Annotated in this window: 21 protein-coding genes; 13 read left to right on the top strand and 8 right to left on the bottom strand. The window is 37.9% G+C overall.

Annotated elements, in window-relative coordinates; all coding sequences use genetic code 11:
• The first annotated feature begins 18 nt into the window (after positions 1 to 18).
• From tpiA to AC1RJ8_RS05620, 6 genes are all read left to right on the top strand, one after another.
• Entirely contained in the window at positions 19 to 780 is a 762-nt protein-coding gene (gene tpiA, locus AC1RJ8_RS05645) for a triose-phosphate isomerase (protein ID WP_492953230.1), read from the top strand.
• A complete protein-coding gene (gene prmA, locus AC1RJ8_RS05640) occupies positions 781 to 1,620 on the top strand; it encodes a 50S ribosomal protein L11 methyltransferase (protein ID WP_492953231.1) in 840 nt (279 codons plus the stop codon).
• Between the two features lie 114 nt (positions 1,621 to 1,734).
• Complete coding sequence (locus AC1RJ8_RS05635) at positions 1,735 to 3,087, top strand: UDP-N-acetylmuramate--L-alanine ligase (protein WP_492953232.1); 1,353 nt, start codon at positions 1,735 to 1,737, stop codon at positions 3,085 to 3,087.
• 100 nt (positions 3,088 to 3,187) lie between these two features.
• Complete coding sequence (locus tag AC1RJ8_RS05630; RefSeq protein ID WP_492953233.1) at positions 3,188 to 3,508, top strand: helix-turn-helix domain-containing protein; 321 nt, start codon at positions 3,188 to 3,190, stop codon at positions 3,506 to 3,508.
• Positions 3,509 to 3,627: 119 nt separating this feature from the next.
• Positions 3,628 to 4,107: an Lrp/AsnC family transcriptional regulator gene (locus AC1RJ8_RS05625; protein ID WP_086546673.1), complete on the top strand. Its 480-nt coding sequence runs from the start codon at positions 3,628 to 3,630 to the stop codon at positions 4,105 to 4,107.
• Positions 4,108 to 4,111: 4 nt separating this feature from the next.
• Positions 4,112 to 5,041 (top strand): EamA family transporter, encoded by a 930-nt coding sequence (locus AC1RJ8_RS05620; protein ID WP_492953234.1) that lies wholly within the window; start codon positions 4,112 to 4,114, stop codon positions 5,039 to 5,041.
• Between the two features lie 180 nt (positions 5,042 to 5,221).
• Here AC1RJ8_RS05620 and AC1RJ8_RS05615 read toward each other — a convergent pair whose 3' ends face one another.
• From AC1RJ8_RS05615 to AC1RJ8_RS05595, 5 genes are all read right to left on the bottom strand, one after another.
• Positions 5,222 to 6,340, bottom strand: coding sequence for a GNAT family N-acetyltransferase (locus tag AC1RJ8_RS05615; RefSeq protein WP_492953235.1), 1,119 nt, complete (start codon positions 6,338 to 6,340; stop codon positions 5,222 to 5,224).
• 72 nt (positions 6,341 to 6,412) lie between these two features.
• Complete coding sequence (locus tag AC1RJ8_RS05610; protein ID WP_057935224.1) at positions 6,413 to 6,604, bottom strand: hypothetical protein; 192 nt, start codon at positions 6,602 to 6,604, stop codon at positions 6,413 to 6,415.
• An 87-nt stretch (positions 6,605 to 6,691) separates the two neighbouring features.
• Positions 6,692 to 7,258 carry an SMC-Scp complex subunit ScpB gene (scpB, locus tag AC1RJ8_RS05605; RefSeq protein WP_492953236.1) on the bottom strand — a complete coding sequence of 189 codons (567 nt, stop codon included), beginning with the start codon at positions 7,256 to 7,258 and terminating at the stop codon, positions 6,692 to 6,694.
• A 251-nt stretch (positions 7,259 to 7,509) separates the two neighbouring features.
• The gene (locus tag AC1RJ8_RS05600; RefSeq protein ID WP_492953237.1) at positions 7,510 to 10,515 is read right to left on the bottom strand and encodes a ligand-binding sensor domain-containing protein; all 3,006 of its coding nucleotides are present in this window, start codon (positions 10,513 to 10,515) and stop codon (positions 7,510 to 7,512) included.
• Positions 10,505 to 11,290 carry a LytR/AlgR family response regulator transcription factor gene (locus tag AC1RJ8_RS05595; RefSeq protein ID WP_492953238.1) on the bottom strand — a complete coding sequence of 262 codons (786 nt, stop codon included), beginning with the start codon at positions 11,288 to 11,290 and terminating at the stop codon, positions 10,505 to 10,507. The genes AC1RJ8_RS05600 and AC1RJ8_RS05595 overlap by 11 nt, the downstream gene beginning before the upstream one ends.
• A 124-nt stretch (positions 11,291 to 11,414) precedes the next feature.
• Here AC1RJ8_RS05595 and AC1RJ8_RS05590 point away from each other — a divergent pair, with 124 nt between their 5' ends.
• Positions 11,415 to 12,140, top strand: coding sequence for a ferritin-like domain-containing protein (locus tag AC1RJ8_RS05590; RefSeq protein WP_492953239.1), 726 nt, complete (start codon positions 11,415 to 11,417; stop codon positions 12,138 to 12,140).
• 19 nt (positions 12,141 to 12,159) lie between these two features.
• Positions 12,160 to 13,053, top strand: coding sequence for a ferritin-like domain-containing protein (locus tag AC1RJ8_RS05585; RefSeq protein WP_492953240.1), 894 nt, complete (start codon positions 12,160 to 12,162; stop codon positions 13,051 to 13,053).
• A gap of 326 nt (positions 13,054 to 13,379) precedes the next feature.
• Here AC1RJ8_RS05585 and AC1RJ8_RS05580 read toward each other — a convergent pair whose 3' ends face one another.
• On the bottom strand, positions 13,380 to 14,504 hold the full coding sequence (locus tag AC1RJ8_RS05580) for a CofH family radical SAM protein (RefSeq protein WP_492953241.1): 1,125 nt from the start codon (positions 14,502 to 14,504) through the stop codon (positions 13,380 to 13,382).
• 152 nt (positions 14,505 to 14,656) lie between these two features.
• Between AC1RJ8_RS05580 and AC1RJ8_RS05575 the strand changes: the two genes are divergently transcribed.
• A complete protein-coding gene (locus tag AC1RJ8_RS05575) occupies positions 14,657 to 15,901 on the top strand; it encodes a M16 family metallopeptidase (protein ID WP_492953242.1) in 1,245 nt (414 codons plus the stop codon).
• On the top strand, positions 15,894 to 17,165 hold the full coding sequence (locus AC1RJ8_RS05570; RefSeq protein WP_492953243.1) for a M16 family metallopeptidase: 1,272 nt from the start codon (positions 15,894 to 15,896) through the stop codon (positions 17,163 to 17,165). The genes AC1RJ8_RS05575 and AC1RJ8_RS05570 overlap by 8 nt, the downstream gene beginning before the upstream one ends.
• A gap of 156 nt (positions 17,166 to 17,321) precedes the next feature.
• Here the strand turns inward: AC1RJ8_RS05570 and ppnP are convergent, their stop codons facing one another.
• Entirely contained in the window at positions 17,322 to 17,603 is a 282-nt protein-coding gene (ppnP, locus tag AC1RJ8_RS05565) for a pyrimidine/purine nucleoside phosphorylase (protein WP_492953244.1), read from the bottom strand.
• 34 nt (positions 17,604 to 17,637) lie between these two features.
• Complete coding sequence (locus tag AC1RJ8_RS05560) at positions 17,638 to 18,645, bottom strand: sterol desaturase family protein (RefSeq protein ID WP_492953245.1); 1,008 nt, start codon at positions 18,643 to 18,645, stop codon at positions 17,638 to 17,640.
• A 228-nt stretch (positions 18,646 to 18,873) separates the two neighbouring features.
• Here AC1RJ8_RS05560 and guaB point away from each other — a divergent pair, with 228 nt between their 5' ends.
• From guaB to AC1RJ8_RS05545, 3 genes are all read left to right on the top strand, one after another.
• Positions 18,874 to 20,343 carry an IMP dehydrogenase gene (guaB, locus tag AC1RJ8_RS05555; protein WP_492953246.1) on the top strand — a complete coding sequence of 490 codons (1,470 nt, stop codon included), beginning with the start codon at positions 18,874 to 18,876 and terminating at the stop codon, positions 20,341 to 20,343.
• 395 nt (positions 20,344 to 20,738) lie between these two features.
• Positions 20,739 to 23,318: a TonB-dependent receptor gene (locus AC1RJ8_RS05550; RefSeq protein WP_492953247.1), complete on the top strand. Its 2,580-nt coding sequence runs from the start codon at positions 20,739 to 20,741 to the stop codon at positions 23,316 to 23,318.
• A gap of 376 nt (positions 23,319 to 23,694) precedes the next feature.
• Positions 23,695 to 24,288 carry an LOG family protein gene (locus AC1RJ8_RS05545; RefSeq protein ID WP_492953248.1) on the top strand — a complete coding sequence of 198 codons (594 nt, stop codon included), beginning with the start codon at positions 23,695 to 23,697 and terminating at the stop codon, positions 24,286 to 24,288.
• Positions 24,289 to 24,378 lie beyond the last annotated feature (90 nt).

Here is a 24,378-nt window from a genome sequence, read left to right as displayed (position 1 = left end):
AGCATTAAATAATACAAAATGAGAAAAAAGATTGTTGCCGGTAACTGGAAAATGAACTTAGATTATAACGATGGTGTTTCGTTATTCAGCGAAATCGTAAATATGGTTAAAGATGAGCGCAAAGGCGATCAGCTCGCTATTATTTGCTCACCGTTTATTCATTTAAACAGCTTGGCAAAATTGGGTGGTAACGATGTTAAAATTGGCGCTCAAAATATTAGTGATAAAGAAAGTGGTGCATATACAGGCGAAACTTCAGCTAAGATGGTAAAATCTGTTGGTGCAGAATACGTTATTTTAGGGCACTCTGAACGCAGACAGTATTTCGCTGAAAGCGATGCTTTATTAGCTGAAAAAACTAAAGTTGCCTTAGCTAATGGTTTAACACCAATTTTCTGTATTGGCGAAACTTTAGACGAGCGTAACAACGGCAGCTATTATGAAGTGTTAAAAAAACAATTGGTAGAAGGTATTTTTGGTTTAGCTGAAGCAGACTTCAAAAAACTGGTTATTGCTTACGAGCCGGTTTGGGCTATCGGTACCGGTTTAACTGCCTCACCAGAGCAGGCGCAAGATATTCATGCTTTTATCCGCAGTGAAATTCAAGCTAACTATGGTTTTAATGTAGCTGATGATACAACCATTTTATACGGTGGTAGCTGTAACCCAGGCAACGCTGCAAGCTTATTTTCTCAGAACGATATAGATGGCGGCCTTATTGGTGGTGCATCGTTAAAATCACGCGATTTTACAGATATTATTAAAGCATTAAATAGCTAAATGCAATACACAAAAGCAATATTTACATTCAAAAGTATCGAAGATTATCAACAGGATCTGCTCATCAGCGATCTTGCCGATTTAGGCTTCGATACTTTCGAAGATAGTGAGGGTGGTTTTACGGCTTTCGTAATCAAAGACAATTTTAACGAGCAGGAATTAAAAGACCTCCTGGCAAATTATAGCGAAGAATTTGCAGCAGCATATACTTTAGAAGATGTTGCCGACGAAAACTGGAATGCCGAATGGGAGAAAAATTTTAGTCCGCTTATTATTGATGATGTATGTTATGTAAGGGCAACCTTTCACGAGCCTCAGCCATCATATCCCTATGAGATCGTAATCGATCCTAAAATGGCTTTCGGTACTGGTCATCATCAAACGACCACAATGGTAATGCAGTATATTTTAGCTGCCGATTTAAAGGATAAAAATATCCTTGATATGGGCTGTGGTACTGGAATTTTGGCTATTCTGGCAGCAAAACTAGGTGCTAAAAGCTTAGTGGCCATCGATTATGACGATATCTGCTACGAAAGTACCATTGAAAATGCTGCACTTAACCAGGTAGATAATCTAAATGCGCTTTGCGGTAGTAAAGAGGTAATTCCCAACGATGAATACGATGTTATTTTTGCTAATATCAATAGAAATATCCTGCTCGATCAGATTCATCGTTATGCCGACGTTTTAAAAGTTGGAGGTAAAATTTTCTTCAGTGGATTTTATTTAGATCCTGATTTAGTAATGATTACTGCTGAATGTGCTAAATACGGCATTAAATACGTCGATCATAAACAAAATGGCGACTGGGTTGCGGCTCAGTTTGAAAAAAGGTAGAAGGACGGAAGGTTTAGGGTTTAAGGTAAAGTGATTAAGGTTTAAGGCGCAGATTGTTCTCACATCTCCGGTTTCCAATCTTGTGTCTCAAATCTAACATCTAAAATAAAAAATATGCGCATACATTTTATTGCGATTGGAGGGAGTGCAATGCATAATCTGGCCATCGCCTTACATAAAAAAGGATATCAAATTTCGGGATCTGATGATGTGATTTTCGAGCCAGCAAAATCCCGTTTAGATAAATACGGACTATTGCCTGCTGAAATGGGTTGGGATGAAAACCGCATTTCAAACGATCTGGATGCAGTTATTTTAGGCATGCACGCCCGGATTGATAATCCAGAGTTATTGAAAGCACAAGAATTAGGAGTTAAAATCTATTCTTATCCTGAATATATTTACGAGCAAAGTAAAAATAAATTACGCGTAGTCATTGGCGGTAGTCATGGTAAAACAACCATCACTAGTATGATTTTGCATGTGCTTAATTACTATAAACGAGATTTCGATTATTTGGTTGGTGCACAGCTGGCTGGCTTCGAAACGATGGTGAAAGTTACCGAAGAAGCACCGGTAATGATTATAGAAGGAGATGAGTATTTATCTTCACCAATTGATAGAAGACCTAAATTTCATCTTTACAAGGCAAATGTGGCAGTAATCAGTGGTATTGCATGGGATCACATCAATGTTTTTCCAACCTATGCCGATTATACTTCACAGTTTGATAAATTTATCGATACGATTGAGGAGAACGGAACTTTAATTTATTGTGAAGCAGACGCTGATTTAAATGAAATTGTAACACAATCGAAAGCCAATGTTTCAAAAATTGCTTATGCCATTCCAGCGCATGAGATTAGAAATGGAATAACCTATCTGCTTCCAGAAGAAACAGCTTTAAAGATATTTGGCGATCATAACCTGATGAACCTGAATGCAGCCAAATTGGTATGTAGACAATTGGAAATCAGTGAAGCCGAGTTTGATGTAGCTATTTCTTCATTTACTGGTGCAGCTAAACGCTTAGAGGTAATATCAGCTGACGAATCGACCAATGTTTACAAAGATTTTGCACATTCGCCATCAAAACTAAAAGCCACTATCGATGCGGTTAAAGGACAATTTGCCAACCGAAAACTGGTTGCTTGCATCGAATTGCATACTTTTAGCAGTTTGAACAAAGATTTCCTGAAAGAATATACAGGTGCGATGGATAAAGCCGATGAGGCAATTGTATTTATCGATATCAAATCTTTCGAACAAAAGCGGATGGAGCCTTTTTCTGAAGACGATGTTCAGCAGGCATTTGCTAATCCAAAACTGAAGTTTTTTAATGACGCAGCAGAATTAAAAGCGTATTTGTTAAGCTTGAATTATAAAGATACTAATTTACTCATGATGAGTTCTGGCAATTACGCAGGTTTCGATCTGCCCGAACTGGCGGCTGCTTTAGAGAAGTGAGATTTGAGACGAATCCATTTGCTCAAATCTCGTTTCTTTGATACGTCTCTTAATATGTGTGTCTCATATCTCAAATCTAGTATCTCATATCTAAAAAACTATGAAAAGCATTGGAGATCACATTAAGCAAAGTAGATTGGCCTTGGGTTTAAGTCAGGCGGATGCTGCTAAAAAACTTAATATTTCTACTCCGGCCTTTTGTAAAATAGAGACCGGCCAAACCGACCTCAATATTTCCCGTTTACTCCAGATTTCCAAAACGTTTAAGGTTTCTGTAATGCAGTTGATATCTGGGCAGTCTGTAATATCAGATTCATCGGAAGAACTCGCTGCGCTTAAAAAAGAACTGATCGAAAAGGAAGAAGAAATTAATAAGCTTCGTAAAAAGGTTATCGATCTGTACGATAAGCTTGGAATATAAAAGTCGGTTTATCTGTTCTTTTGCCGACTAATTATCATAATAAAATAATAAATAAGAATAAAATTCATTTTAAAATAAATTATTGTGAATTTTATTCTAAATATTTATATTTTTATAGAATGGTAATTGAAAACAACTTTAGTTTAGATCATGTCGATCTGGCTATACTTAGGCTTATGCAGGATAATGCCCGGATCTCGAATGTGGATTTAGCAAAGGCATTGGATCTGGTTCCTTCAGCGGTGTTGGAACGGGTAAAGAAGTTGGAAAAGAAAAATGTAATTACCCAGTATAATGCCCGGATAAACCCTGTGGCACTCGATTTAAAACTGCTAGCCTTTATTTCAATGAAATCGTCACAAAGTTTGGGCTGTAGTGATACCGCAAACGAACTGGCAAAAATACCCGATGTGCAAGAAGTGCATGTAATTGCTGGAGATGATTGCTTTCTGATTAAAGTGAGAACAGCAGATTCAGCCTCATTAATGGCCTTACTACGGGATGAATTTAGTAAGATTCCGAATATTTTATCGGTTAAAACCACTATTGTGCTGGAGACCGTGAAAGAGCAGCAAAAATTAGTAATCCCTGAAAAATAAGCATATGTCAAATTTAAATAAAACAGCATCGCCGGTAATGGTTTACCTGGCATTTGCTATCGTATACATCGTTTGGGGCTCTACCTACTTTTTTATCCAGAAAGCATTGGCTGGGTTCCCGCCTTTTATTTTAGGCGCATTCCGTTTTTCTATTGCGGGGGTGCTAATGTTAAGCTGGTGCAAAATTAAGGGAGAAGATATTTTTAACCTAAAAACCATCAAAATTGCAGCAGTAAGTGGTATTTTAATGTTGGGCCTTGGCAACGGTATCGTGATTTGGGTTGAGCAGTTTATCCCAAGCGGTTTAGTAGCCATTATGGTAGCTTCGGCAGCAATATGGTTCGTTATTTTAGATAAATCGCATTGGAAAGAAAACCTGAGCAATAAATACATTGTATCAGGTTTAGTAATTGGTTTTTTAGGTGTGGTGCTCTTGTTTGGTGACCAGATTGTACAGGCGCTTGATAAACCACAAAGTAATCTGCAGATTATAGGTATGGTATTACTCGTTTTCGGGCCAATAGCCTGGGCCGGAGGATCGCTTTATTCGAAATATCATCCCACTACAGGCAGTTCGGTTTCTGTTAACACAGGCTGGCAGATGTTGATGGCCAGTTTGGCTTTTTTGCCTGGAGGTTTTTTGAAATCAGAATTTAAGTTATTGGATTGGGGGAGTATTCCACTTGATGCCTGGCTATCGATTGTTTATCTTATTCTGTTTGGTTCAATTGCCGCATTCAGTGCTTATGTATGGTTGCTTAAAGTGCGCCCAGCTACACAGGTGAGTACCTATGCTTATGTAAACCCGGTAGTAGCCGTTTTACTAAGTTTAACTTTTACCAATGAAGTGATTGGTTTAACACAGGTAATCGGTTTGGTGATTATTTTGGGAAGTGTACTCCTGATTAATCTGCCGAAATATAAGACAGCATAGATTCTAATAGTAAAATCGTCATTTCGACTGGAGTGCAACAGAATGGAGAAATCTGCTATATAAGGCTTAGAAGTTAATTGATCCGTGTTTTCTGCGTTTCCGTGGCAAAATAAAATAACATTATAGCAGGATCGTCATTGCTTCGTCGGGTAAAAAAGCCTTCTCGCAATGACGATTAATTTAAAATATTTTCCTCATGGTAAGGTGCTTTTTACCAAAAGTAGCACCGGTGGCTTTATGGATGGCAATCATCTGTTCGTTAAAATCGCCTACCCAACTCAATTCAAGCTCTTTGTACTGGTTTTTAGGGAGTACGTATTCTCCTAAGCGGATAAAAAGAACCGATTCCAAGCCATGTTTTTGGAACTTAGGTTTGGTACCCATTACAATCGCCCTCATGCGGGTAACGCCCACCCAGCGACGGTAGGCGAACTTTAATTTTTCAATTAAGCCAAGTTTTCCATCAAAACCTTTAATCATCTGGTTCGCATCGGGAATCAATACGACAAAAGATGCTGGTTCGCCATTAAAGTAGGCAAACTGGATCAAATGTTCATCCATGATGGGTTCCATGCTTTTAAAGCTTTCTTCAAGCGTTTCTTTTTTAATAGGCACAAAGTTTTCAAAATCCTGCCAGCCATCGTTGTAGATTTCCATTAAATCATTAATGTATTTGCTCGAATTGGCCTTGCTGAAATATTCGAAAGTATAACCAGGTTTATTTCTTACCCAGTTGGCAATTTTTGTAAAACGCTCCGGGAAGGGGATAGTTAGGTTAATATGGTTGGTTAATTGTTCGTATTCGGTAATGAAGCCATATTTCTCGAAAAATTTCTGATAGTAAGGAAAATTATAGTTCATGCCGAAAGAAGGGGGGGTAAAGCCCTCAACCAGTAAGCCCCAGAAGCTATCGTTTTCACCGAAATTAATCGGGCCGTCCATGGCTTTCATTCCGTTTTCGCTTAACCAGGTTTTGGCAGTATCAAATAAAAGAAAGGCAGCTTTTTCATCATCAATACATTCAAAAAATCCCATACCACCGGTGGGTTGATCGTAGTGGTAGGCTTTTTTCTCATTAATAAAAGCTGCTACACGGCCAATCAGTTTTCCTGCATCATCTTTTAAAACCCAGCGTGTACATTTACCGTGTGCAAAAAAGGTGTTTTTCTCTGGGTTAAAAACATTTTCAACCTCACTATCCAGCGGACAGATCCAGTTTTTGTCGTTTTTGTATAGAATTTTGGGTGTGTTTAGAAAGTCTTTTTTTAGTGATGAATTGCTTACAGGTATGATTTGCATGGGCAGATTTTAAAATTAAAAAGCATCCTACCAAGCGGGCGGATGCTTTTTCAAATATATGTTTTTTAAATATTAATAGTCGTCGTCGTCATCGTCGAAATTATCGAAGTTGTCAAGATCATCTAATGGCATATCAAAATCATCATCGTCATCATCTTGAGGCTTCTTTTTCGTTGTTTGAATATCGTCATCTTCAAGATCATCATCTTCGTCTACCTGTTTCTTGGTAGTCGGCTTAGTTGGGAGTTTCTTTGGCGCTTTCATAACACAAAAATAAAAATTGCTTTTATAGTTTAAAAATACAAAAAAACTTTTTTTAATAACAATCTGGAAGCAAAGAAATTAATTTATTTATTCCACATTTTCTCCAACAGTATTTTCCTCTTTTACGATGTCTTTTAACTGAGGGAGTTGGTTTAGGTTATTTAAACCAAAATAATCCATAAATAATGTGCTTGTGCTGTACAGGATGGGTCGGCCGGGTGTTTCTGCTTTTCCATCAATACTGATCAGCTCTTTTTCCAGCAGGCGCTGCACCGAATAATCTGAATTTACACCCCTGATCTGTTCGATTTCCAATTTGGTTATCGGTTGGCGGTAGGCAATAATGGCAAGCGTTTCCATCGCAGCCTGGCTTAATTTTTTCTTCGAGCGGTGTAACTGAAGTTGATTAACCGTTTCATGGTAATCTTTTTTGGTGAGAAACTGGTAACCATTGTTTAAGAATACCAATTCGATGGAAAAATCATCGTGGCTGTATTTTTCCTTAATCTGCTCTATGCTTTCGAAAACCTGTGTTTCGGTAAATTCTTCATTGAAAACGGCATTTAGGGCAAGTATAATTTCTTGTGTACCTATGCTTTGGCTGGAAGAAAATACGAGGGCTTCGATGTGCCTGGTGGTGTTCTGATTGGGCATATGCAAAAATAGAATTTTTGGGCATAAAAAAAGCGGTCTCGCTTTTAAAAACAAGACCGCTTTCAACACACAAATGAAACCTGAATTAAGATATAGTTTTAGGTTAGGTTATTAAATATCTATATCAATTCTATAAGAACGTCTTTGATAAACACTATCGTTTATTTCTAACACAAGTTTAAGGCTAAACGGGGTTCGATCAAGATTCTATTTAGTGAGTGGTATTAATAATTGAGTAAACGGTAAATTTTCTATTTTAATGGTATAGAAATGGATACTGTTGTGCCATTTGTGGTATTTTGTCTAACATTTAAGTGTATAGGTTTTGCTCCAATCTGACCTAAAAGGTGCAATCTTTCTTTGGTTAACTGCATTCCTTTACTAATGTGTGTTTCCTTTTTATCCTTTAAAGAGTTGTCGATTCCAATCCCATCATCAATGATTTCGATGTTAAGATAGAATTCATCTTTCAGTTTAATGTTGATCAGGATTTCACCACCTGTTTCTTTTGGCATAATGCCATGCCATATTGCATTTTCTACGTAAGGCTGCAACAACATAGATGGGATAAAGGTTTCTTCCTTATCAATTTCTTCATCAATGTTAAAAATGTATTTTAATTTATCGCCGAAACGGTTCTTTTCCAGTTTCAGGTAGAGGTTTAGATATTCTAGCTCTTCCTCAAGTGATATGTAGCTCTTGGTACAGATCTCCAGGTTCTTTCGGATCAATCTGGCAAAGCCGGTTAAAACCTTATTTGCTGAAGCTGTATTTTGCGTGTTGATATAATGCTGAATCGAATTCATCACGTTAAAAACAAAATGTGGATTCATCATCGCCTGTAAGGCTTGTTGCTCGAGCATCAGCACTTTGTTTTTTAACAACAATTGCTCTTGCTCTTTATCTTTTTGCTTACGGGTAATGTAAACAGCCACTTTATAAAAAATATAGGCGACCAGCAGTATCAAAATAGATAAGAACCATAGGCTTTGCCAAAAATGCTTTTTAATGGTAAAAGCTATTTTTGCCGACTCGCCCCAATTACCATTTTGGCTTTTGGCACTTACCTCAAATATGTAATCGCCTGATTGTAGTGAAGAAAAATCTAACCGCCTTGTGCGGGTTTCTACCCAAGCTGAATTTTCATTTAAACGGTAACGATAGGTGATGTCGCTCGTGGTAAAATCGACTGCACTAAAGGTAAATAGAATGGTATTGTTACCTGTTTCGAAAGTAAAATTACCTTGATTAACCGGCAAACGCTCATTGTCTTTGATAATAGAAGTAACGTAAACTTTAGGAAGATTCTTGACTATGTTTTTATTATTGTACTTAAATAAGATCAGGCCTTTGTTTGTTGCAAAATAAGCCGTGCTATCATCAATAAACAAGCTGTTGATATCATCACTCAAAAGGTCCTTTCCATAGTCGAAATTGGTCACAGTGAATTGATTAGGATAATCGGCTATTTTGTTTACACCTTTGTTTGTTAATACCCATATTTCGTTGTTTTTTACAAATATTTTGGTGCAGATATTATTGGTTAGGCCATCTTTTTGGGTAATCTGCCGGGTAATCTGCCTGTTCTTGTAGAAAATTAAACCATAACCATCTGTTGCCAAAATCAAAGTGCCGTCTGCAAGCTGCTGAATATCGTTTATTCTTTTGGTAAGGAGGGGGTGATTTTCGTAATGTTTAATTAATTTTCCTTTCGAAAATTGAGACAGGCCATTAATATTCGAAAACCACAAATTGCCTTCGTGGTCGTAAAAAACGTGATAGGATCGGTCTTTAAAAAAATCTTCCTTTTCGCGGTACTTAGCAGCGTTAAATTCGAATTTGTTTCTTCTGTCCGATAAAAAAACAACGCCCGATGAAAGGGCTAATGCGAGGTGATTGTTATTTTCACCCACGCTAAAGTGTTTAATTACGAACATGGAGTTGTTCGATTCTCTTAAATAACTTACTTCATTCCTGCTGTTATAAATGTTTTTGAAAACGCCCATTCCATAATCGGATGCAAAATATATAGATTGATCTTTTGGATCGAAAGTAACCTGTTTAATGGTTTTGTATTTCTTGAAATCGTCTAAACCAATTTCATCTACCTGGTAATTGTTGATGGTTAACACATCGATTACGGCATCATCGGTGCCCAGCCACAGGCGGTTTTTTCCATCTTTGGTAATGCTTTTAATTACGTTGCTGCTCAGGCCCGATTCTGCATCAATAATAGATAAACGGTTATTGGAATTAGGAAGCATATAGATGCCCTGATTAGTGGCAAACCACATGTTTTGGTTATTGTCTTTAATTACTTGGTTAACAGGTATATCCTGTAGGTACTGCACTGTTTTTCCGCTTTTATCAAGAACAAAAGCGCCATTGGCATTCGACAACCAAACCTCTTTAGTAGTAACGTCGTAATAAAAATATCCCGACATGTTCTTGATCAGATTCTGAGGAATCGATATGAGATCGTTGATGCTTCCATGTCTATATTGTTTTAAGCCGCCGGCATCTAGATAAAATAAAGATCTGTGCGTAGAATTGACAGCAGTCATGTAGGAGAGGGGCTGCACTTTTGAATTGATAATGGTAAAGGTTTTTCCATTAAATTTCTGTACACTTAAATCGCTATAGGCAAATATGTTACCTTGCTCATCTTCATGAATAAAGGCATTGATAAACTTATCATTGAGATTTGGAGAAATGTATTTTTTGATGGTTTTTCCGTCCCAGCAAACAATTAGGTTGGCGTTTGTTCCGAGCCAGATCCGCCCTGATTTATCTACTAAAAAGGAAACAATTACCGTATTAAAGTTCAGTTTTTTAAGCAGTTCGTCATTATCCTGGTTGTAAAACTTTCCTTCCTTTAAGTAGCTGAGCTGACCGTTTAAGGCAAAAAACCACAAGCGGCCCTCTTTGTCTTCTTTCATCTGAAGGATCTGGGTATCGGGCAGCCCATCTTCGATCGTAAAATTCTGGAAATTAGTACCATCAAAACGGCTCAATCCATTATCTGTTGCAATCCAGATAAATCCTTTTTTGTCTTGTAAAATGTAATAACAGTTGTTGCTGGCCAGTCCATTTTTAGTATTATAATGGGGAAGGTAAGTGGTTTGAGCAAGCAGGGTTTTTGGCGCACTAAATATAATAAGCCCGAATAAAAAAGCAATAAAAGAGCGGCCGAAGTTTAACCTCAGGATTGCTTTTTCAGCAAATAAAAGTGCTTTTTTGCCTGGTTTAATGATCACTGTTCGCCTTTGTAAATAATTTTATTTTTTCAAAAAAATCGCTTGCTCTTCTTCTCGAAATATTAATACTTTCTCCATTTTTTAAGAACACCTGGAGCCCATTTTTAGAATTATATTCTTTTAAGTGGTTAAGGTTGATGATGCTAGATTTATGGATCCGTACAAATTGGTCGCCCGGTAAAAGCTCCTCAAATTCCCGTAAAACTTTCGAAACCGTTATTTTATCGTGGTTATTTAAGTGTACAATAGAGTAATTGCTATCGGCTTCGATATAAATGATGTCATCGATATCGATCATTTTAAAACCTTGGCCATAGGGAAGGGTAAGCTTCCTGATTTCGGATCTTGAGTTCAAACTGGACGCCAGATTGTTGATTCTTTCATCATTTTCATTCTGACCTTTAAAGCGCTTAATGTGCTGAAAAACCTTATCTACAGCTATTTTAAGCTCATCAATATCAATTGGTTTTAATAAATAATCGAGTGCATTGGCCTTAATTGCTTTCAGGGCGTATTGATCATAAGCGGTAGTAAATATAACTGCCGCATTATGTTTTTGGGCATCAGGAATTAATTCGAAACCATTCCCTCCGGGCATTGCTATATCGAGAAAGATTAAATCAATAGGATGATGTGCCAGAATATCTTTTGCCTCCGCTACAGATCTTGCAATACCGGTAATTTCTACCTGTGGACAGTTCTGTTGCAGTAAAAAAAATAATGATGACCGGGCAAACTCCTCATCATCAACAATAATGGCTTTTAATGTTGTCATAGCTATAGGTTGGTGAATGTATTAAAATGCACTTACAAAAAAAAATGCAAATCAAAAAAACCAGTGTTCTGATTGTCACGTATGTATCATCAAACGAATTCAAAACCACTAAACATAGATTACTATGAAACACAATGAACTAGAAACAAAAAATGAACTTCAGGAAAAAAGTTTATTTGACAAAACTGTAGGCAGAAGGTCTTTTCTTCAGTATGCAGGTGCAGGCGCTGCTGGCATTGCCTTGGTAGCAGCAGGTTGTAAAAAAGATCGTGGTTACGACAATCCTACTATGGGTGGCGCAACATTAGATTTTAAAGATGATTTCGGGGTATTAAATTATGCATATGCTTTAGAGCAATTAGAAGCCGCATTTTACATAAAAGTTGCTTCAGCACCTCCTGCAAGTTTCACAGCTGCCCAAAAAGCATATTTCCAGGATATCCAGTTCCATGAGATTGCACACAGGGAGTTTTTTAAAGCTGCTTTAAGTACCGCTGCAATTGGAAGTTTGGAGGTAGATTTTTCATCAATCGATTTTACCAGTTCTGCTAGTGTTTTAGGTACGGCAATGGCTTTCGAAGATTTAGGTGTGGCTGCATACAATGGCGCCGGACCAAGAATTAAAAATGGTACATATCTATTGTTAGCCGGTAAAATTGTTTCAGTTGAGGCCCGTCACGCAGCTTATGTTCGCGATTTAATCTCAAACGGGTCATTTGCTGATCTAAATAGCCTTACTTCGTTAGGTGCCAATAACGCAGGTGGTTTAGATGCAGCTTTAACGCCAGATAAGGTGCTTGCCATTGCCGGAAAATATATCAAAACCAAAATTAATGTAATCAACCTTTAATTTTTAAAATCAGAAAATCATGAATATCGTAAATATATTAGAAGAAATTGAAAAAGTTGACGGTGAAATCTATGAGAGATTAAATCCGAGAAGAGCCGCAATGAAAAGCTTTTTCAACATGGGCAAAAAAATCTCTTTGGCTGCTATGCCGCTGGCCCTAGGTTCAATGTTTCAAAAAGCATATGGACAAACAGCTTTACCTGCAGCGGTTGTTGATGTATTAAACTTTGCTTTATCGCTAGAGTATTTGGAATATCATTTTTATAATCACTGTATTGTTGGCAAAACTCCGGGATCGGCAGTAACTGATGTTACTTTTAATTTTCCAAATGCAGCTAGTCAAGCCGCCATTACTACTATTCGCGATCACGAAAAAGCGCACGTTGATTTATTGGTAGGTGCTTTGGGAAGTTCTGCACGTGCACCAATTGCCTATGCGGATACCGATTTTAGAGCAGGTGGAACGTTTTCTACTGTATATTCTGATTATGGTACTTTTTTAGCAGTAGCGCAAGGTTTCGAAGATACTGGAGTGAGAGCATACAAAGGTCAGGCAGGAAATCTATTGGTTAGTCCGGGGGTATTGCAAACCGCTTTACAGATCCACTCGGTAGAGGCACGTCATGCTTCGCACATCCGTCAAATGCGTACAGCAGCTGGTACAGCAGTATATAAGCCATGGGTTAGTCTTGGTGCTTCAGGGCAGGCGAATGATTCTGGAGTTCCTCAGGTAGATGCAGTATATGCTGCCGAAGATTTAACCGTACAAGCTGGTGTAAATATTGTAGGTATTGGTAGCAATACAAGCATAACCAAAGCTGTAGCTGTAGAAAGTTTTGATGAGCCTTTGGATAAAGCCAGTGTAATCACAATTGCTAACTTATTCCTGAAAGACGGTAAAAAGCTATCATAGCAAAAGTTCCACATTATTAATTAGGTAATGTTTAGTTTAAGGTAGGGAGGTAGAACTTGGTTTTACTTCCCTTTTTTGCATAAGATTATCAGGATGACAGGATTTTAGGATCCAAATTCAGCACTAAGTGATTTGGAAAGCAAAGCAAAGTTCTGTTTTTCAATTAACGTTAATCCCGCTTTGCGCTAAATCTTATTAACTGCCCTTCGACTACGCTCAGGGTGACAGCTAAAGAGTATGTCGCAGCAATCGGATTTACTTACCTAAATAATGCTGAATAAACTTAAACATTCATTAATTCTATCAATATCTAATTAAATTGCTTATTAATAGGTGATTACCTGTTCTTCCAAATGCTCAGGCAAATCTCTGTAGTTATATTTCTGTCCGCGTAACTGAGGTTCGAAACCTGCTGCTTTAATGGATTGCTGAATGCCACTTGCCGTAAAACGGTGTGGTGCACCAGCAGCCGATACCACATTTTCTTCGATCATAATCGATCCAAAATCATTTGCGCCTGCGTGTAAACAAAGCTGTGCGGTAGCTTTACCAACGGTTAACCAACTGGCCTGAATGTTTTTAATATTAGGCAACATAATGCGGCTCAAGGCAATCATGCGGATATATTCATCAGCCGTTACATTGTTGCTGATGCCGCGGAGTCTTTTTAATAAAGTTCCGTCATCCTGGAAAGGCCAGGGAATGAAAGCCAGGAATCCGTTTGCATCAGCAGGTTTTTCGCTCTGTACCTGACGGATCCATACCAAATGCTCAAAACGCTCTTCGATGGTTTCTACGTGTCCAAACATCATGGTTGCTGATGTGGTAATATCCAATTGATGGCATGCACGCATTACATCAAGCCATTCCTGTCCACCGCATTTTCCTTTTGAAATTAAACGCCTTACACGGTCATTTAAAATTTCGGCACCTGCACCAGGAAGCGAATCCATTCCTGCTTCTTTTAACGCTTTTAACACTTCAGTATGCGTCATTCCTTCCAGCTTTGCAACGTGTGCAATTTCAGGAGGGCCCAAAGCATGTAATTTTAAATCAGGATATAATTCTTTTAGTTTTTTAAAAAGATCCGCATAAAAGGCTAAACCTAAATCCGGGTGGTGCCCGCCCTGTAATAACAATTGATCTCCACCTAAACGGAAAGTTTCTTCAATTTTTATCTTATAGGTTTCGATATCAGTAATATAACTTTCATCATGGCCAGGCCTGCGGAAGAAATTACAGAATTTACAGTTGGCAATACAAACGTTGGTCGTATTTACATTACGATCGATCTGCCAGGTTACTTTGCCACTGGGTACCTGGATTTTCCTTAATTCATTCGCTACAAACATCAACGATGCCGTATCGGCATGATGGTATAAATGTACACCTTCTTCAAGGCTCAAAAAATCGAAATGTAATGCCCGTTGCAGTAAATCGGCTGTATTCATACTACAAAGATAAGGAAAAGGGAGGGAAGGTTGAGGGGCTAAGGTTTAAGGTTTGTCAAAAAAATAATAAACACAGTTAATACACCAAAATCTATTAAATCTTCCTCATCAGTGAAATCATTTATTATATCTTTACGGTTCTAAAAATTAATATGGTAGATTTTAATCGTTTTACACTTGCCAATGGCTTAAAAGTTTTGGTGCATGAAGATGCGACAACGCCAATGGCAGTTTTAAATATTTTATATGATGTCGGTGCCCGTGACGAGGACCCTGAAAAAACCGGTTTTGCGCATTTATTTGAACATTTAATGTTCGGCGGATCGGTAAATATTCCGAATTATGATGAGCCTTTGCAACGTGTAGGTGGTGAGAACAACGCTTTTACGAGCAATGATATTACCAATTATTACATCACGCTGCCTGCAGAAAACATAGAAACCGCATTTTGGTTGGAAAGCGACCGTATGCTGAGCCTTGCTTTTTCTGAAAAGAGTTTAGATACGCAAAGAAATGTGGTGAGTGAGGAGTTTAAACAACGGTATCTTAACCAGCCTTATGGCGATGTTTGGTTAAAGTTGCGTCCGTTGGCTTATAAAAAGCATTCGTACCGCTGGGCAACTATCGGGAAAGAACTTTCGCATATCGAAAATGCCACTATGGATGATGTGAAAGCATTTTTTAAGAAACATTATACGCCGCAAAATGCGATTTTGGTAGTGGGTGGCAATGTAAAAACCGAAGAGGTAAAAAAACTGGCCGAAAAATGGTTCGAACCTATTCCGGCTGGAGATAAATATCATCGCGATTTGGTACAGGAAGAACCTCAAACCGAGGCCAGGGCAGAAATTGTTAAAGCTAATGTGCCTTTAAATGCGATTTATATGGCTTTTAAAATGCCAGGAAGATTAAATCAGGATTATTATGCCTTTGATTTATTATCGGATATTTTATCACGTGGACAGTCTTCGCGCTTGTACAACAGCTTGTTGAAAGAGCAGAAACTTTTTAGCGATATCAATGCCTACATTTCGAGTAGTTTAGATCCGGGTTTGTTTATTGTTGAAGGTAAATTGGTGGAAGGAATAACAACCGAAACTGCAGAAAAAGCAATCTGGGCTGAACTGGAAAAATTAAAAGCCGAACTGGTTTCTGATAACGAATTAACCAAGGTAAAAAACAAGGTAGAATCTGTACTTGTTTTTTCTGAAATGAGTTTATTGGATAAAGCCATGAACCTGGCTTATTATGAGCTTTTAGGCGATGCCGCTTTATTAAACCAGGAAACTGAAGAATTTCTAAAGGTTAAAGCAGAAGATATTAAACGGATATCAAATGAAACTTTCCAACCAAATTCATCATCAACTTTATATTATTTAACTGAAGAAAATGCTTAACAGACAACAGGCGCCTGATTTTAAGCAGGTGTCGACTATAAATTTTATCCATCCAGAAAAAAAAGTATTGGATAACGGTGTGCCCGTTTTTACAATCTACTCCGGAGAACAGGATCTGGTACGTATCGAATTTATTTTTGAAAACGTAAACTGGAAGCTCGAAAAACCATTACAGGCCATTGCGGTAAGCGCATTGATCAATAATGGAACAAATAAATTATCGGCGAAAGAAATAGCCGAAAAAATTGATTTTTATGGTGCTTTCTTTCAAACAGAGTATGCCCAGGATCAATCTTCGGTTACACTATACACTTTAAATAAACATTTACACTCGGTACTGCCGATTGTGAAGGATGTTCTATCAGAAAGCCAGTTTCCACAGCACGAACTTGATATTTACATTCAAAACCAAAAGCAAAAGTTACAGGTAAACCTAAAGAAAAACGATGTTCTTTCGAGAAAAGAATTTGCACAGGCTTTATTTGGCGATACAGCTTACGGCGTAAATATTAAAGCTGAGCATTATGATGCATTAAAACGCGAAGATTTAACTGAATATTTTAAAGCTGCCTATGCGCCTAATAATTGTACCATAATCGTTTCAGGTAAGTTTGATGATGCCAGCTTTAACCTGCTGAACGACGCTTTTGGACAAGATTGGGAAAAAAGTAATGCAGTAAAAAACAGTTTCAATTTTGCCTCAACAAAAAAACAGTTTGTTTATACTGAAAAACCAGAAGCTTTACAGTCAGCAATCAGAATTGGTCAGTTGGCTATTAACCGTAAACATGAAGATTTTTCTGGTCTTCAGATTTTAAATACCATTTTAGGTGGATACTTTGGCTCGCGTTTAATGAATAACATCCGTGAAGATAAAGGCTACACTTACGGTATTGGTTCTGGGATTTCTTCGCTACAACAGGCTGGTTATCTTTTTATTGCTACTGAAGTTGGTGCCGATGTTTGTTCGGCTGCATTAACTGAGATTTACAAGGAGATAGAGATATTGAAAAACGAACTGGTAGGGGAAGAAGAACTGGATCTTGTTCGGAACTACATGTTGGGTTCGATGTTGGGCAGTTTGGAAAATGTATTCTCACACGCCGATAAATTCAAGAACATTTATTTCGCAGGATTGGATTACGATTATTATACTAAATATATAGAGAAGGTTAAAACCATTACTCCCGAAGAATTATTGGCCTTGGCAAATAAATACCTTACTACTGATAGTTTTACCGAGGTAGTAATTGGGAAGAAATAAGTGTAAATATCCCCCGCTATTCGTCATCTCGACTGAAGCGTAGCGAAATGGAGAGATCTATCCAGATAGATTTTGCTTCGCAGAGCCTTCGGGTTCTCGGCTTCGTTACACTCCGCTCGAAATGACGACTTTTTCGGTTTGTTATTCTTTTATTAACTACCTATACTGGCATAAATATGTCGTTTGAACACTAGCTTTTACTTTAAAAGATGAGTTTGCAGGCACTTCAAAATTACTGCCAGCTTTAATGTTTTGCCAATCTGCAGTACCTGGTAAAAGTGCAGTTAGTTCACCCTCTATAACATGCATAATTTCTTTCTGAGCGGTGCCAAAAGTATATTCTCCCGGATTTATAACGCCGACAGTCGATTTTCCTTCAGCGGTTTCATAGCCTAACGATTTAACGTTGCCATCAAAATATTGGTTTTCAGTAATCATATGCTAATTTATAAAGAATTCCCATTAACTCATCTTATGAGTTGACCATTTCAGTTTTGTAATTTTTCAGGTATTCTGTTCTCACTATTTTAGCTGTTTTATGGTCTTTGGTGTGGCTCCATCCCGGAGGCATAAAGATATATAGAAACTTGTTTTTAATACCGGGCGCGCGCCAAACATCTTTAGCCAAAAGAACAATTTCGCCGAAATAAGCATCTAAAAAACTATTTTTTTTCATTTCCCGGGTAATACCATATTCAATTTTTATTGTTTTGTCTTCTTCCTGGTAGGTTTTAAAAACATGGTCCCAGATGGGTAGCAGGTTGCAGAAATTGGTATCCATATACAGTGCATTCTTGGCATGGTGTACACGATGATGAGAAGGCGTAAGGATGATTTTATTTAAAAATCCAAACCGGCCATCTTTAGAAATGTTTTCTCCAATGTGGATAAAAGATCCCCAAAAACCGTCGATAAACATGATTAAAAAAAGCAGGGCAGGGCTTACACCCAAAAGAATGCATGTTGTAGTTCTAATCAGGTCTGCATAAGGTGCTTCAAGAAAAAAATGCGCAAAATTTACCGATAAATTCATGGTTTCGGGTGCGTGATGGGTGGAGTGCAAACACCAGAAAAGCCTTACTTTATGTGCTAAAAAATGATAAATAAAATGGCCAAATTCCCAGATCACATAACCATATAATAGCCAGTACCAGGTAATCTCCGTTTTAAAAATGGCATATTTGCCAAATAAACCGATACAGATAGACACCATGCCGATAGAAATAATGCGGCCAATAAAAGAATTAATCACCAGTGAAAAGAAAGAAATCCGGTAATCAACCACTTTAAAACGGCGGTAAAATGCCATCCTGATGATTTCAAAAAATAATAAAAAAGGAATCAAAGGCCCCATAAGTGCACTAATGCCATTCCAGCTCATAAACTGGCTATAATCATTGGTCTGCAGTAGTTTTAACAGCGCTGGTAAGCCGAAGAATCCAACGAGCCATTCTTTTACGCCTTCAAGAAAATCTATCATCTTATTATATTTGGTTTGTTGAAATTATATAAAACTAAAATTTTATTCAAATAAATTCGCTAAATAGTAGGGCTTTGTTGCAGTATATTCATTAAACCCTGGTTTTGTTTAGTGGTGATAGCGATTGTCAGGCAAGCTCAATATTTAAGCATTTTTATCATTATACTTTTATATTCCCGCAATTTTCGTATCTTTGCCTGGCAAATAATAAATCCTAATTTATTTGCTATGCAACTCGATTCCACAAAGTTTATTGCCACAGGTTTAACGTATGACGACGTACTTCTAGTACCCGCATATTCCGAAATTCTGCCCCGTGAAGTAAATACAGCCACTTTTTTAACAAAAAAAATTAAACTTAATGTTCCATTGATTTCTGCCGCGATGGATACTGTAACAGAAGCCGAACTAGCCATTGCCATCGCGCAAAATGGTGGTATTGGTATGTTACATAAAAACATGACTATAGAACGACAAGCCGAAGAAGTACGTAAGGTTAAACGTTCTGAAAGCGGTATGATCCAGGATCCAGTTACTTTATTGGAAACAGCTGTTGTGTCTGATGCTTTCAAGATTATGAAAGAGCATAAAATTGGTGGTATTCCTGTTGTAAGCAGCGATAATAAATTGGTAGGTATTATTACAAACAGGGATTTACGTTTCCAAAAGGATATGAAAAGACCGATTTCTGAGGTAATGACTAAAGAAAATTTAATCATTGCACCAGAAGGAACTACTTTGGTTCAGGCAGAGGAAATTCTTCAGAACCATAAAATCGAGAAACTTCCTGTAGTGAGCAAAGATGGTTACCTAAGCGGTTTAATTACTTTTAAAGATATTTCGAAAGTTAAAAATTATCCTGCAGCCTGTAAAGACGAACGTGGCCGTTTACGTGTAGGTGCTGCGGTTGGTGTAACGGCTGATACTATACAGCGTGTTGATGCCTTAGTTCATGCCGGTGTTGATGTAATTACCATCGATACTGCTCATGGTCACTCTAAAGGCGTAGTTGATAAATTAAAGGAAGTTAAAGCTAAATATCCTGATTTGCAGGTTATCGTTGGAAATATAGCAACTGGTGCTGCTGCAAAATTCTTAGCCGATGCCGGTGCTGATGCCGTTAAGGTTGGTATTGGTCCTGGTTCTATTTGTACCACCAGAATTATTGCTGGTGTTGGCGTTCCCCAATTATATGCGGTTTACGAATGTGCCAAAGCTTTAAAAGGTACAGGTGTTCCTGTTATTGCCGATGGTGGTATTAAACACACAGGTGATATTGCCAAAGCAATTGCTTCAGGAGCAAGTACGGTAATGGCAGGTTCGTTATTTGCCGGAGTTGAAGAATCACCGGGCGAAACCATTATCTACGAAGGACGTAAATTTAAATCTTACCGTGGAATGGGCTCAATTGAAGCAATGGAGCAAGGTTCTAAAGACCGTTATTTCCAGGATGTGGAAGACGATATTAAAAAGTTAGTTCCTGAAGGAATTGTTGGCCGTGTGCCATTTAAGGGTACCTTAGCAGAAGTAATGTATCAATACATTGGTGGTTTACGTGCAAGTATGGGCTATTGCGGTGCAGCAAATATCGAGGCACTACAAGAAGCACAGTTTGTGCAGATTACGGCTGCAGGTATGCGAGAAAGCCATCCGCACGATATTACGATTACTAAAGAAGCACCTAATTATACCAGATAGGGTTTAGGGCGTAAGGTCGAGAACTTAGTGAAGAAGATCTAACTACTCAAAATTTTAAGAAAAGAATATAATAGCTAAAGTCCCCTTTAGGGGATTTAAGGATAATTACAGCGGGGCATCGTTTACGATAGCCCCGTTTTTGTTTTTAGACCTTAGGTTTTTAAAACCTATAAGGTCTGGAGAATTAATTAAAAATAGAAAAATCACAAAATAAAATTTGGCAGCTAAAATTTTTTAATATATTTGTCGACTAAATCTATAGGATTTATATAATAATTATGAAAACAAATCAAAAAACACGCTCGTATTGTTGTTGTAGCCATTCTAAAACAGTAATCGAATACTTTCGAACGAGTCATTAATCTACAACATTTAAACAAACTATATAACTAATCATGAACAAAAGTTTACTAATTCTCTTTTCATTTTTACTTTCGGCAAGTTTTGCCTTTGCCCAAAGCCCAGTAACAGGTGTAATTAAAACAACAAATGGCAGTACAATACCACATGCTACTGTAAAGGTAAGAGGAACAAACCAAGCCGTAGTGGCCGATGATAATGGTGTTTTCAGCATAAATGTAAGACAAGAGACTCCATTTTACCTTCAAGTGAGCTCAGTTGGCTATAAACCACAGGATTTTCAGATTTTAAAACTTCAGGAAAGCCCAATAGAATTGGTTCTCGTAGAAAATGCATTATTAGATGAGATCGTTGTAACGTCGAGAAGACGTTCGGAGGTTTTACAGGATGTGCCTATTCCAATTACTGTAATCGGTGGCCAGGCAGCAGAAAATGCGGGTGCTTTTAACGTTAACCGTTTAAAAGAGTTGGTACCGTCTGTACAATTGTATGCTTCGAATGCCAGAAATACAACACTTAATATTAGAGGTTTGGGGTCAACATTCGGTTTAACTAATGATGGTATCGATCCGGGTGTAGGTTTTTACGTAGATGGTGTTTATCACGCGCGTCCGGCTGCTACCTCAACCGATTTCCTGGATATAGAACAAATAGAAGTAATCCGTGGTCCTCAAGGTACGTTATTTGGTAAAAATACTACCGCAGGTGCATTTAACATTACTACCTCAAAACCAACACAAACACCAAGTGCCAAAGTAGAACTAAGTGTAGGAAATTATAATTTTATCCAGGCAAAAACGTCAGTTTCGGGAGGAGTAGCAAAAAATCTTGCTGCAAAAATATCAATCTCCGGTACTCAACGCGATGGTACAATATGGAATACCAGAGAAGAACGTAGATATAGCGGACAAAACAACCTTGGCTTTAAAGGTCAGTTATATTTTACCCCTTCAGATAGGTTACAGATATTGTTAAGTAGTGATGTAAGTATTCAGCACCCTGCAGGTTACCCATTGGTAATTGCTGGTGTAGCGCAGACAGAAAGAAGCGCTTACCGTCAGTATGCCAAAATTGTTTCTGATTTAGGCTACCAACAACCAAAAATTGATCCTTTTTCCAGAGAGATCAATACCAATACGCCCTGGAGACACAACCAGTCAATCGGAGGTATATCCTTAAATGTGGATTATAAGATTGGTGGCGGAACATTAACTTCTACTACTGCATGGAGATTCTGGAACTGGGATCCTACCAACGACAGGGATTTCTCTGAACTGTCTGCATTGACCAAGTCTCAAGGTAACTCCCGTCATGATCAATATTCACAGGAAATTAGATATGCGGGTAATATCACTGATAAATTAAGTGGAGTAATTGGTGTGTTTGCCCTTGCTCAGAACTTAAAAGGTTTGGCTCAAACCGAAGAAGTAGGTAAAGATCAATGGAGATTTGTACAAACCAGCAATACGGGTAGTCAGGCTTTATACTCAACACCGGGTTTATTAGATGGCTTTGGGATCAAAACCAATTCGACCATCAAATCGTTAAGTGCAGCTATTTTTGCTCAGGTTGACTGGGAATTTTTAGAGCACTTTCACGTATTACCTGGTTTAAGATACACCTACGATAAAAAAGATGTGGATTACGACAGGGTAACTTATGGCGGATTGCAGACTACAGATGCCGCTTTACTTGCACTTAAAGCTGCCGTATACAGCAACCAGCAATTCACTACCAATGTAGATAACAATAACCTATCGGGTAACTTAACGGTTTCATACCGCCCTAACACGAAGTTAAATGTTTACGGAACTTTCTCTACCGCCTACAAACCAGTTGGTGTTAACGTAGGTGGGTTGCCAACTACTTCAACCGGACAAGCAGACTTATCAGTTGCTGTTGTAAAGCCAGAATATGTTCAACATTACGAATTAGGTTTAAAAACAAAACCGGTTAAAGGTGCCATATTAAATATTACCGCTTTTAATACCGATATTAAAGATTACCAAACCAATGTTCAATCTCCACAGTTGGGTGTAAACAGAGGTTATCTGGCTAATGCTGAAAAGGTTAAAGTAAAAGGTTTAGAAATTGATGGAACTTATCAATTGGAAAGGTTCTTAACTTTAAATGCAGCCGTTGCTTACCTTGATGGTAAATATGTGAAATTCACCAATGCACCACTTCCTTTAGAAGAAACCGGCCATACTGAATTAATAAACGGTGTAGCTACCCAAGTGGCATTTAAAGATGCTTCGGGAGGCAGATTGCCAGGTATTTCTAAATGGAATATTTCTGGAGGTTCTGAATTTAGTACCCCTGGTAATTTAGCAACCAGGGCTGGCAGATATTTTATTGCCGGAGATGCGAGTTACCGTTCAGAATATTCTTCAAACCCTACACCATCAAGCATCTTAAATGTTAAAGGATATGCTTTATTTAATGCAAGGTTAGGATTCAAATCAGATAAGTTCTCTTTATTTGTTTGGAGCAGAAATATTGCAAATAGAAACTATTATGAACAATTGCAGGCTGCAGCAGGTAACTCAGGCTTATATGCAGGTGTACTCGGAGATCCAAGAACTTACGGTGCAACAATCCGTTATGCTTTCTAAGATCGTTTAACAAAAAAATCTTTTCTCTTATATTTGGTTAAAAGGAGTGGCGTTAATGCTGCTCCTTTTTTGTGCTAAAAAATACTTAAGTATCCTCAAGTCGTCAATATTATTTAGAAAAGCAAAGACAGAATTCCATTTTAGAGTCAGTCCTGCTATCCCTCCAAGTCCTCGCTCATTGCTTTGCTCCGGGCTTTCCGTTTTATCAGGTTTATTTAACAAAGGCGGTGGTTCTTGGAAAGAAAATTATACGATCAAACCTCGCGGGTTTTTAAAACCTGCGAGGTTTAATTAAAATAAGTCCTGTAACAGCTTTGTGCAGAATTAAAATTTACAGAAAGCCGATAAAGTCTTAACTTCGGTAAATTTTAACTAAATGAATAAGCTTAAATCAGTTTGTGTGTATTGTGGCTCAAACTTTAATGGCGATGTAGCGCTTCGTAACGCAATAAAGCAACTGGCAGAAACACTTGTAAAACAGCAGATCAGATTGGTGTATGGTGGAGGAAGTGTAGGCGTAATGGGTGTATTAGCCAATGATGTACTCGAGTTAGGCGGTTTAGTTACCGGTGTAATACCACAGTTTTTAATGGATAAAGAAGTTGGTCATAAAGGGGTAACCGAAATGATCGTAACGGAAAATATGCACCAAAGAAAACAGAAAATGGCCGATTTAAGTGATGGTTTTGTAATTTTGCCAGGAGGTTTTGGTACCCTTGAAGAGTTTTTTGAAGTGTTAACCTGGTTGCAGCTCGGCCTGCACACAAAACCAATCGGCGTATTAAATGTAAATGGTTTTTACGATCCTTTATTTGCCCAAATGGATATGATGGTGCAAAGTAAATTTTTGAAACCGGCCAATCGTGATTTAGTTTTTAATGAAGCAAATGCCGAAACTTTAATCGATAAAATGGATGATTTTTCTGCCATTCCAGATGAGGTCTGGTTTAGGGAGCGGAACTTGAGTTAAATTACAGCAGGGTGCTTATGGTTAATCGTTAGGCCATTAGCCATCTACTATTAAGGATTAACCCAAAAATGCCTTTTAAACAGAATTAAA

It is taken from the genome of Pedobacter sp. GW822-FHT03F06 (assembly GCF_058801365.1).
Note: the sequence above shows the minus strand (reverse complement) of the source record. Positions and strands in the feature narration are given on the sequence as shown.

What these genes read in the sequence shown, in the direction of transcription:
- tpiA (WP_492953230.1), top strand. Translation starts at nt 19, where the DNA reads ATGAGAAAAAAGATTGTTGCCGGTAACTGGAAAATGAACTTAGATTAT.
- prmA (WP_492953231.1), top strand. Translation starts at nt 781, where the DNA reads ATGCAATACACAAAAGCAATATTTACATTCAAAAGTATCGAAGATTAT.
- AC1RJ8_RS05635 (WP_492953232.1), top strand. Translation starts at nt 1,735, where the DNA reads ATGCGCATACATTTTATTGCGATTGGAGGGAGTGCAATGCATAATCTG.
- AC1RJ8_RS05630 (WP_492953233.1), top strand. Translation starts at nt 3,188, where the DNA reads ATGAAAAGCATTGGAGATCACATTAAGCAAAGTAGATTGGCCTTGGGT.
- AC1RJ8_RS05625 (WP_086546673.1), top strand. Translation starts at nt 3,628, where the DNA reads ATGGTAATTGAAAACAACTTTAGTTTAGATCATGTCGATCTGGCTATA.
- AC1RJ8_RS05620 (WP_492953234.1), top strand. Translation starts at nt 4,112, where the DNA reads ATGTCAAATTTAAATAAAACAGCATCGCCGGTAATGGTTTACCTGGCA.
- AC1RJ8_RS05615 (WP_492953235.1), bottom strand. Translation starts at nt 6,340, where the DNA reads ATGCAAATCATACCTGTAAGCAATTCATCACTAAAAAAAGACTTTCTA.
- AC1RJ8_RS05610 (WP_057935224.1), bottom strand. Translation starts at nt 6,604, where the DNA reads ATGAAAGCGCCAAAGAAACTCCCAACTAAGCCGACTACCAAGAAACAG.
- scpB (WP_492953236.1), bottom strand. Translation starts at nt 7,258, where the DNA reads ATGCCCAATCAGAACACCACCAGGCACATCGAAGCCCTCGTATTTTCT.
- AC1RJ8_RS05595 (WP_492953238.1), bottom strand. Translation starts at nt 11,290, where the DNA reads ATGACAACATTAAAAGCCATTATTGTTGATGATGAGGAGTTTGCCCGG.
- AC1RJ8_RS05590 (WP_492953239.1), top strand. Translation starts at nt 11,415, where the DNA reads ATGAAACACAATGAACTAGAAACAAAAAATGAACTTCAGGAAAAAAGT.
- AC1RJ8_RS05585 (WP_492953240.1), top strand. Translation starts at nt 12,160, where the DNA reads ATGAATATCGTAAATATATTAGAAGAAATTGAAAAAGTTGACGGTGAA.
- AC1RJ8_RS05580 (WP_492953241.1), bottom strand. Translation starts at nt 14,504, where the DNA reads ATGAATACAGCCGATTTACTGCAACGGGCATTACATTTCGATTTTTTG.
- AC1RJ8_RS05575 (WP_492953242.1), top strand. Translation starts at nt 14,657, where the DNA reads ATGGTAGATTTTAATCGTTTTACACTTGCCAATGGCTTAAAAGTTTTG.
- AC1RJ8_RS05570 (WP_492953243.1), top strand. Translation starts at nt 15,894, where the DNA reads ATGCTTAACAGACAACAGGCGCCTGATTTTAAGCAGGTGTCGACTATA.
- ppnP (WP_492953244.1), bottom strand. Translation starts at nt 17,603, where the DNA reads ATGATTACTGAAAACCAATATTTTGATGGCAACGTTAAATCGTTAGGC.
- AC1RJ8_RS05560 (WP_492953245.1), bottom strand. Translation starts at nt 18,645, where the DNA reads ATGATAGATTTTCTTGAAGGCGTAAAAGAATGGCTCGTTGGATTCTTC.
- guaB (WP_492953246.1), top strand. Translation starts at nt 18,874, where the DNA reads ATGCAACTCGATTCCACAAAGTTTATTGCCACAGGTTTAACGTATGAC.
- AC1RJ8_RS05550 (WP_492953247.1), top strand. Translation starts at nt 20,739, where the DNA reads ATGAACAAAAGTTTACTAATTCTCTTTTCATTTTTACTTTCGGCAAGT.
- AC1RJ8_RS05545 (WP_492953248.1), top strand. Translation starts at nt 23,695, where the DNA reads ATGAATAAGCTTAAATCAGTTTGTGTGTATTGTGGCTCAAACTTTAAT.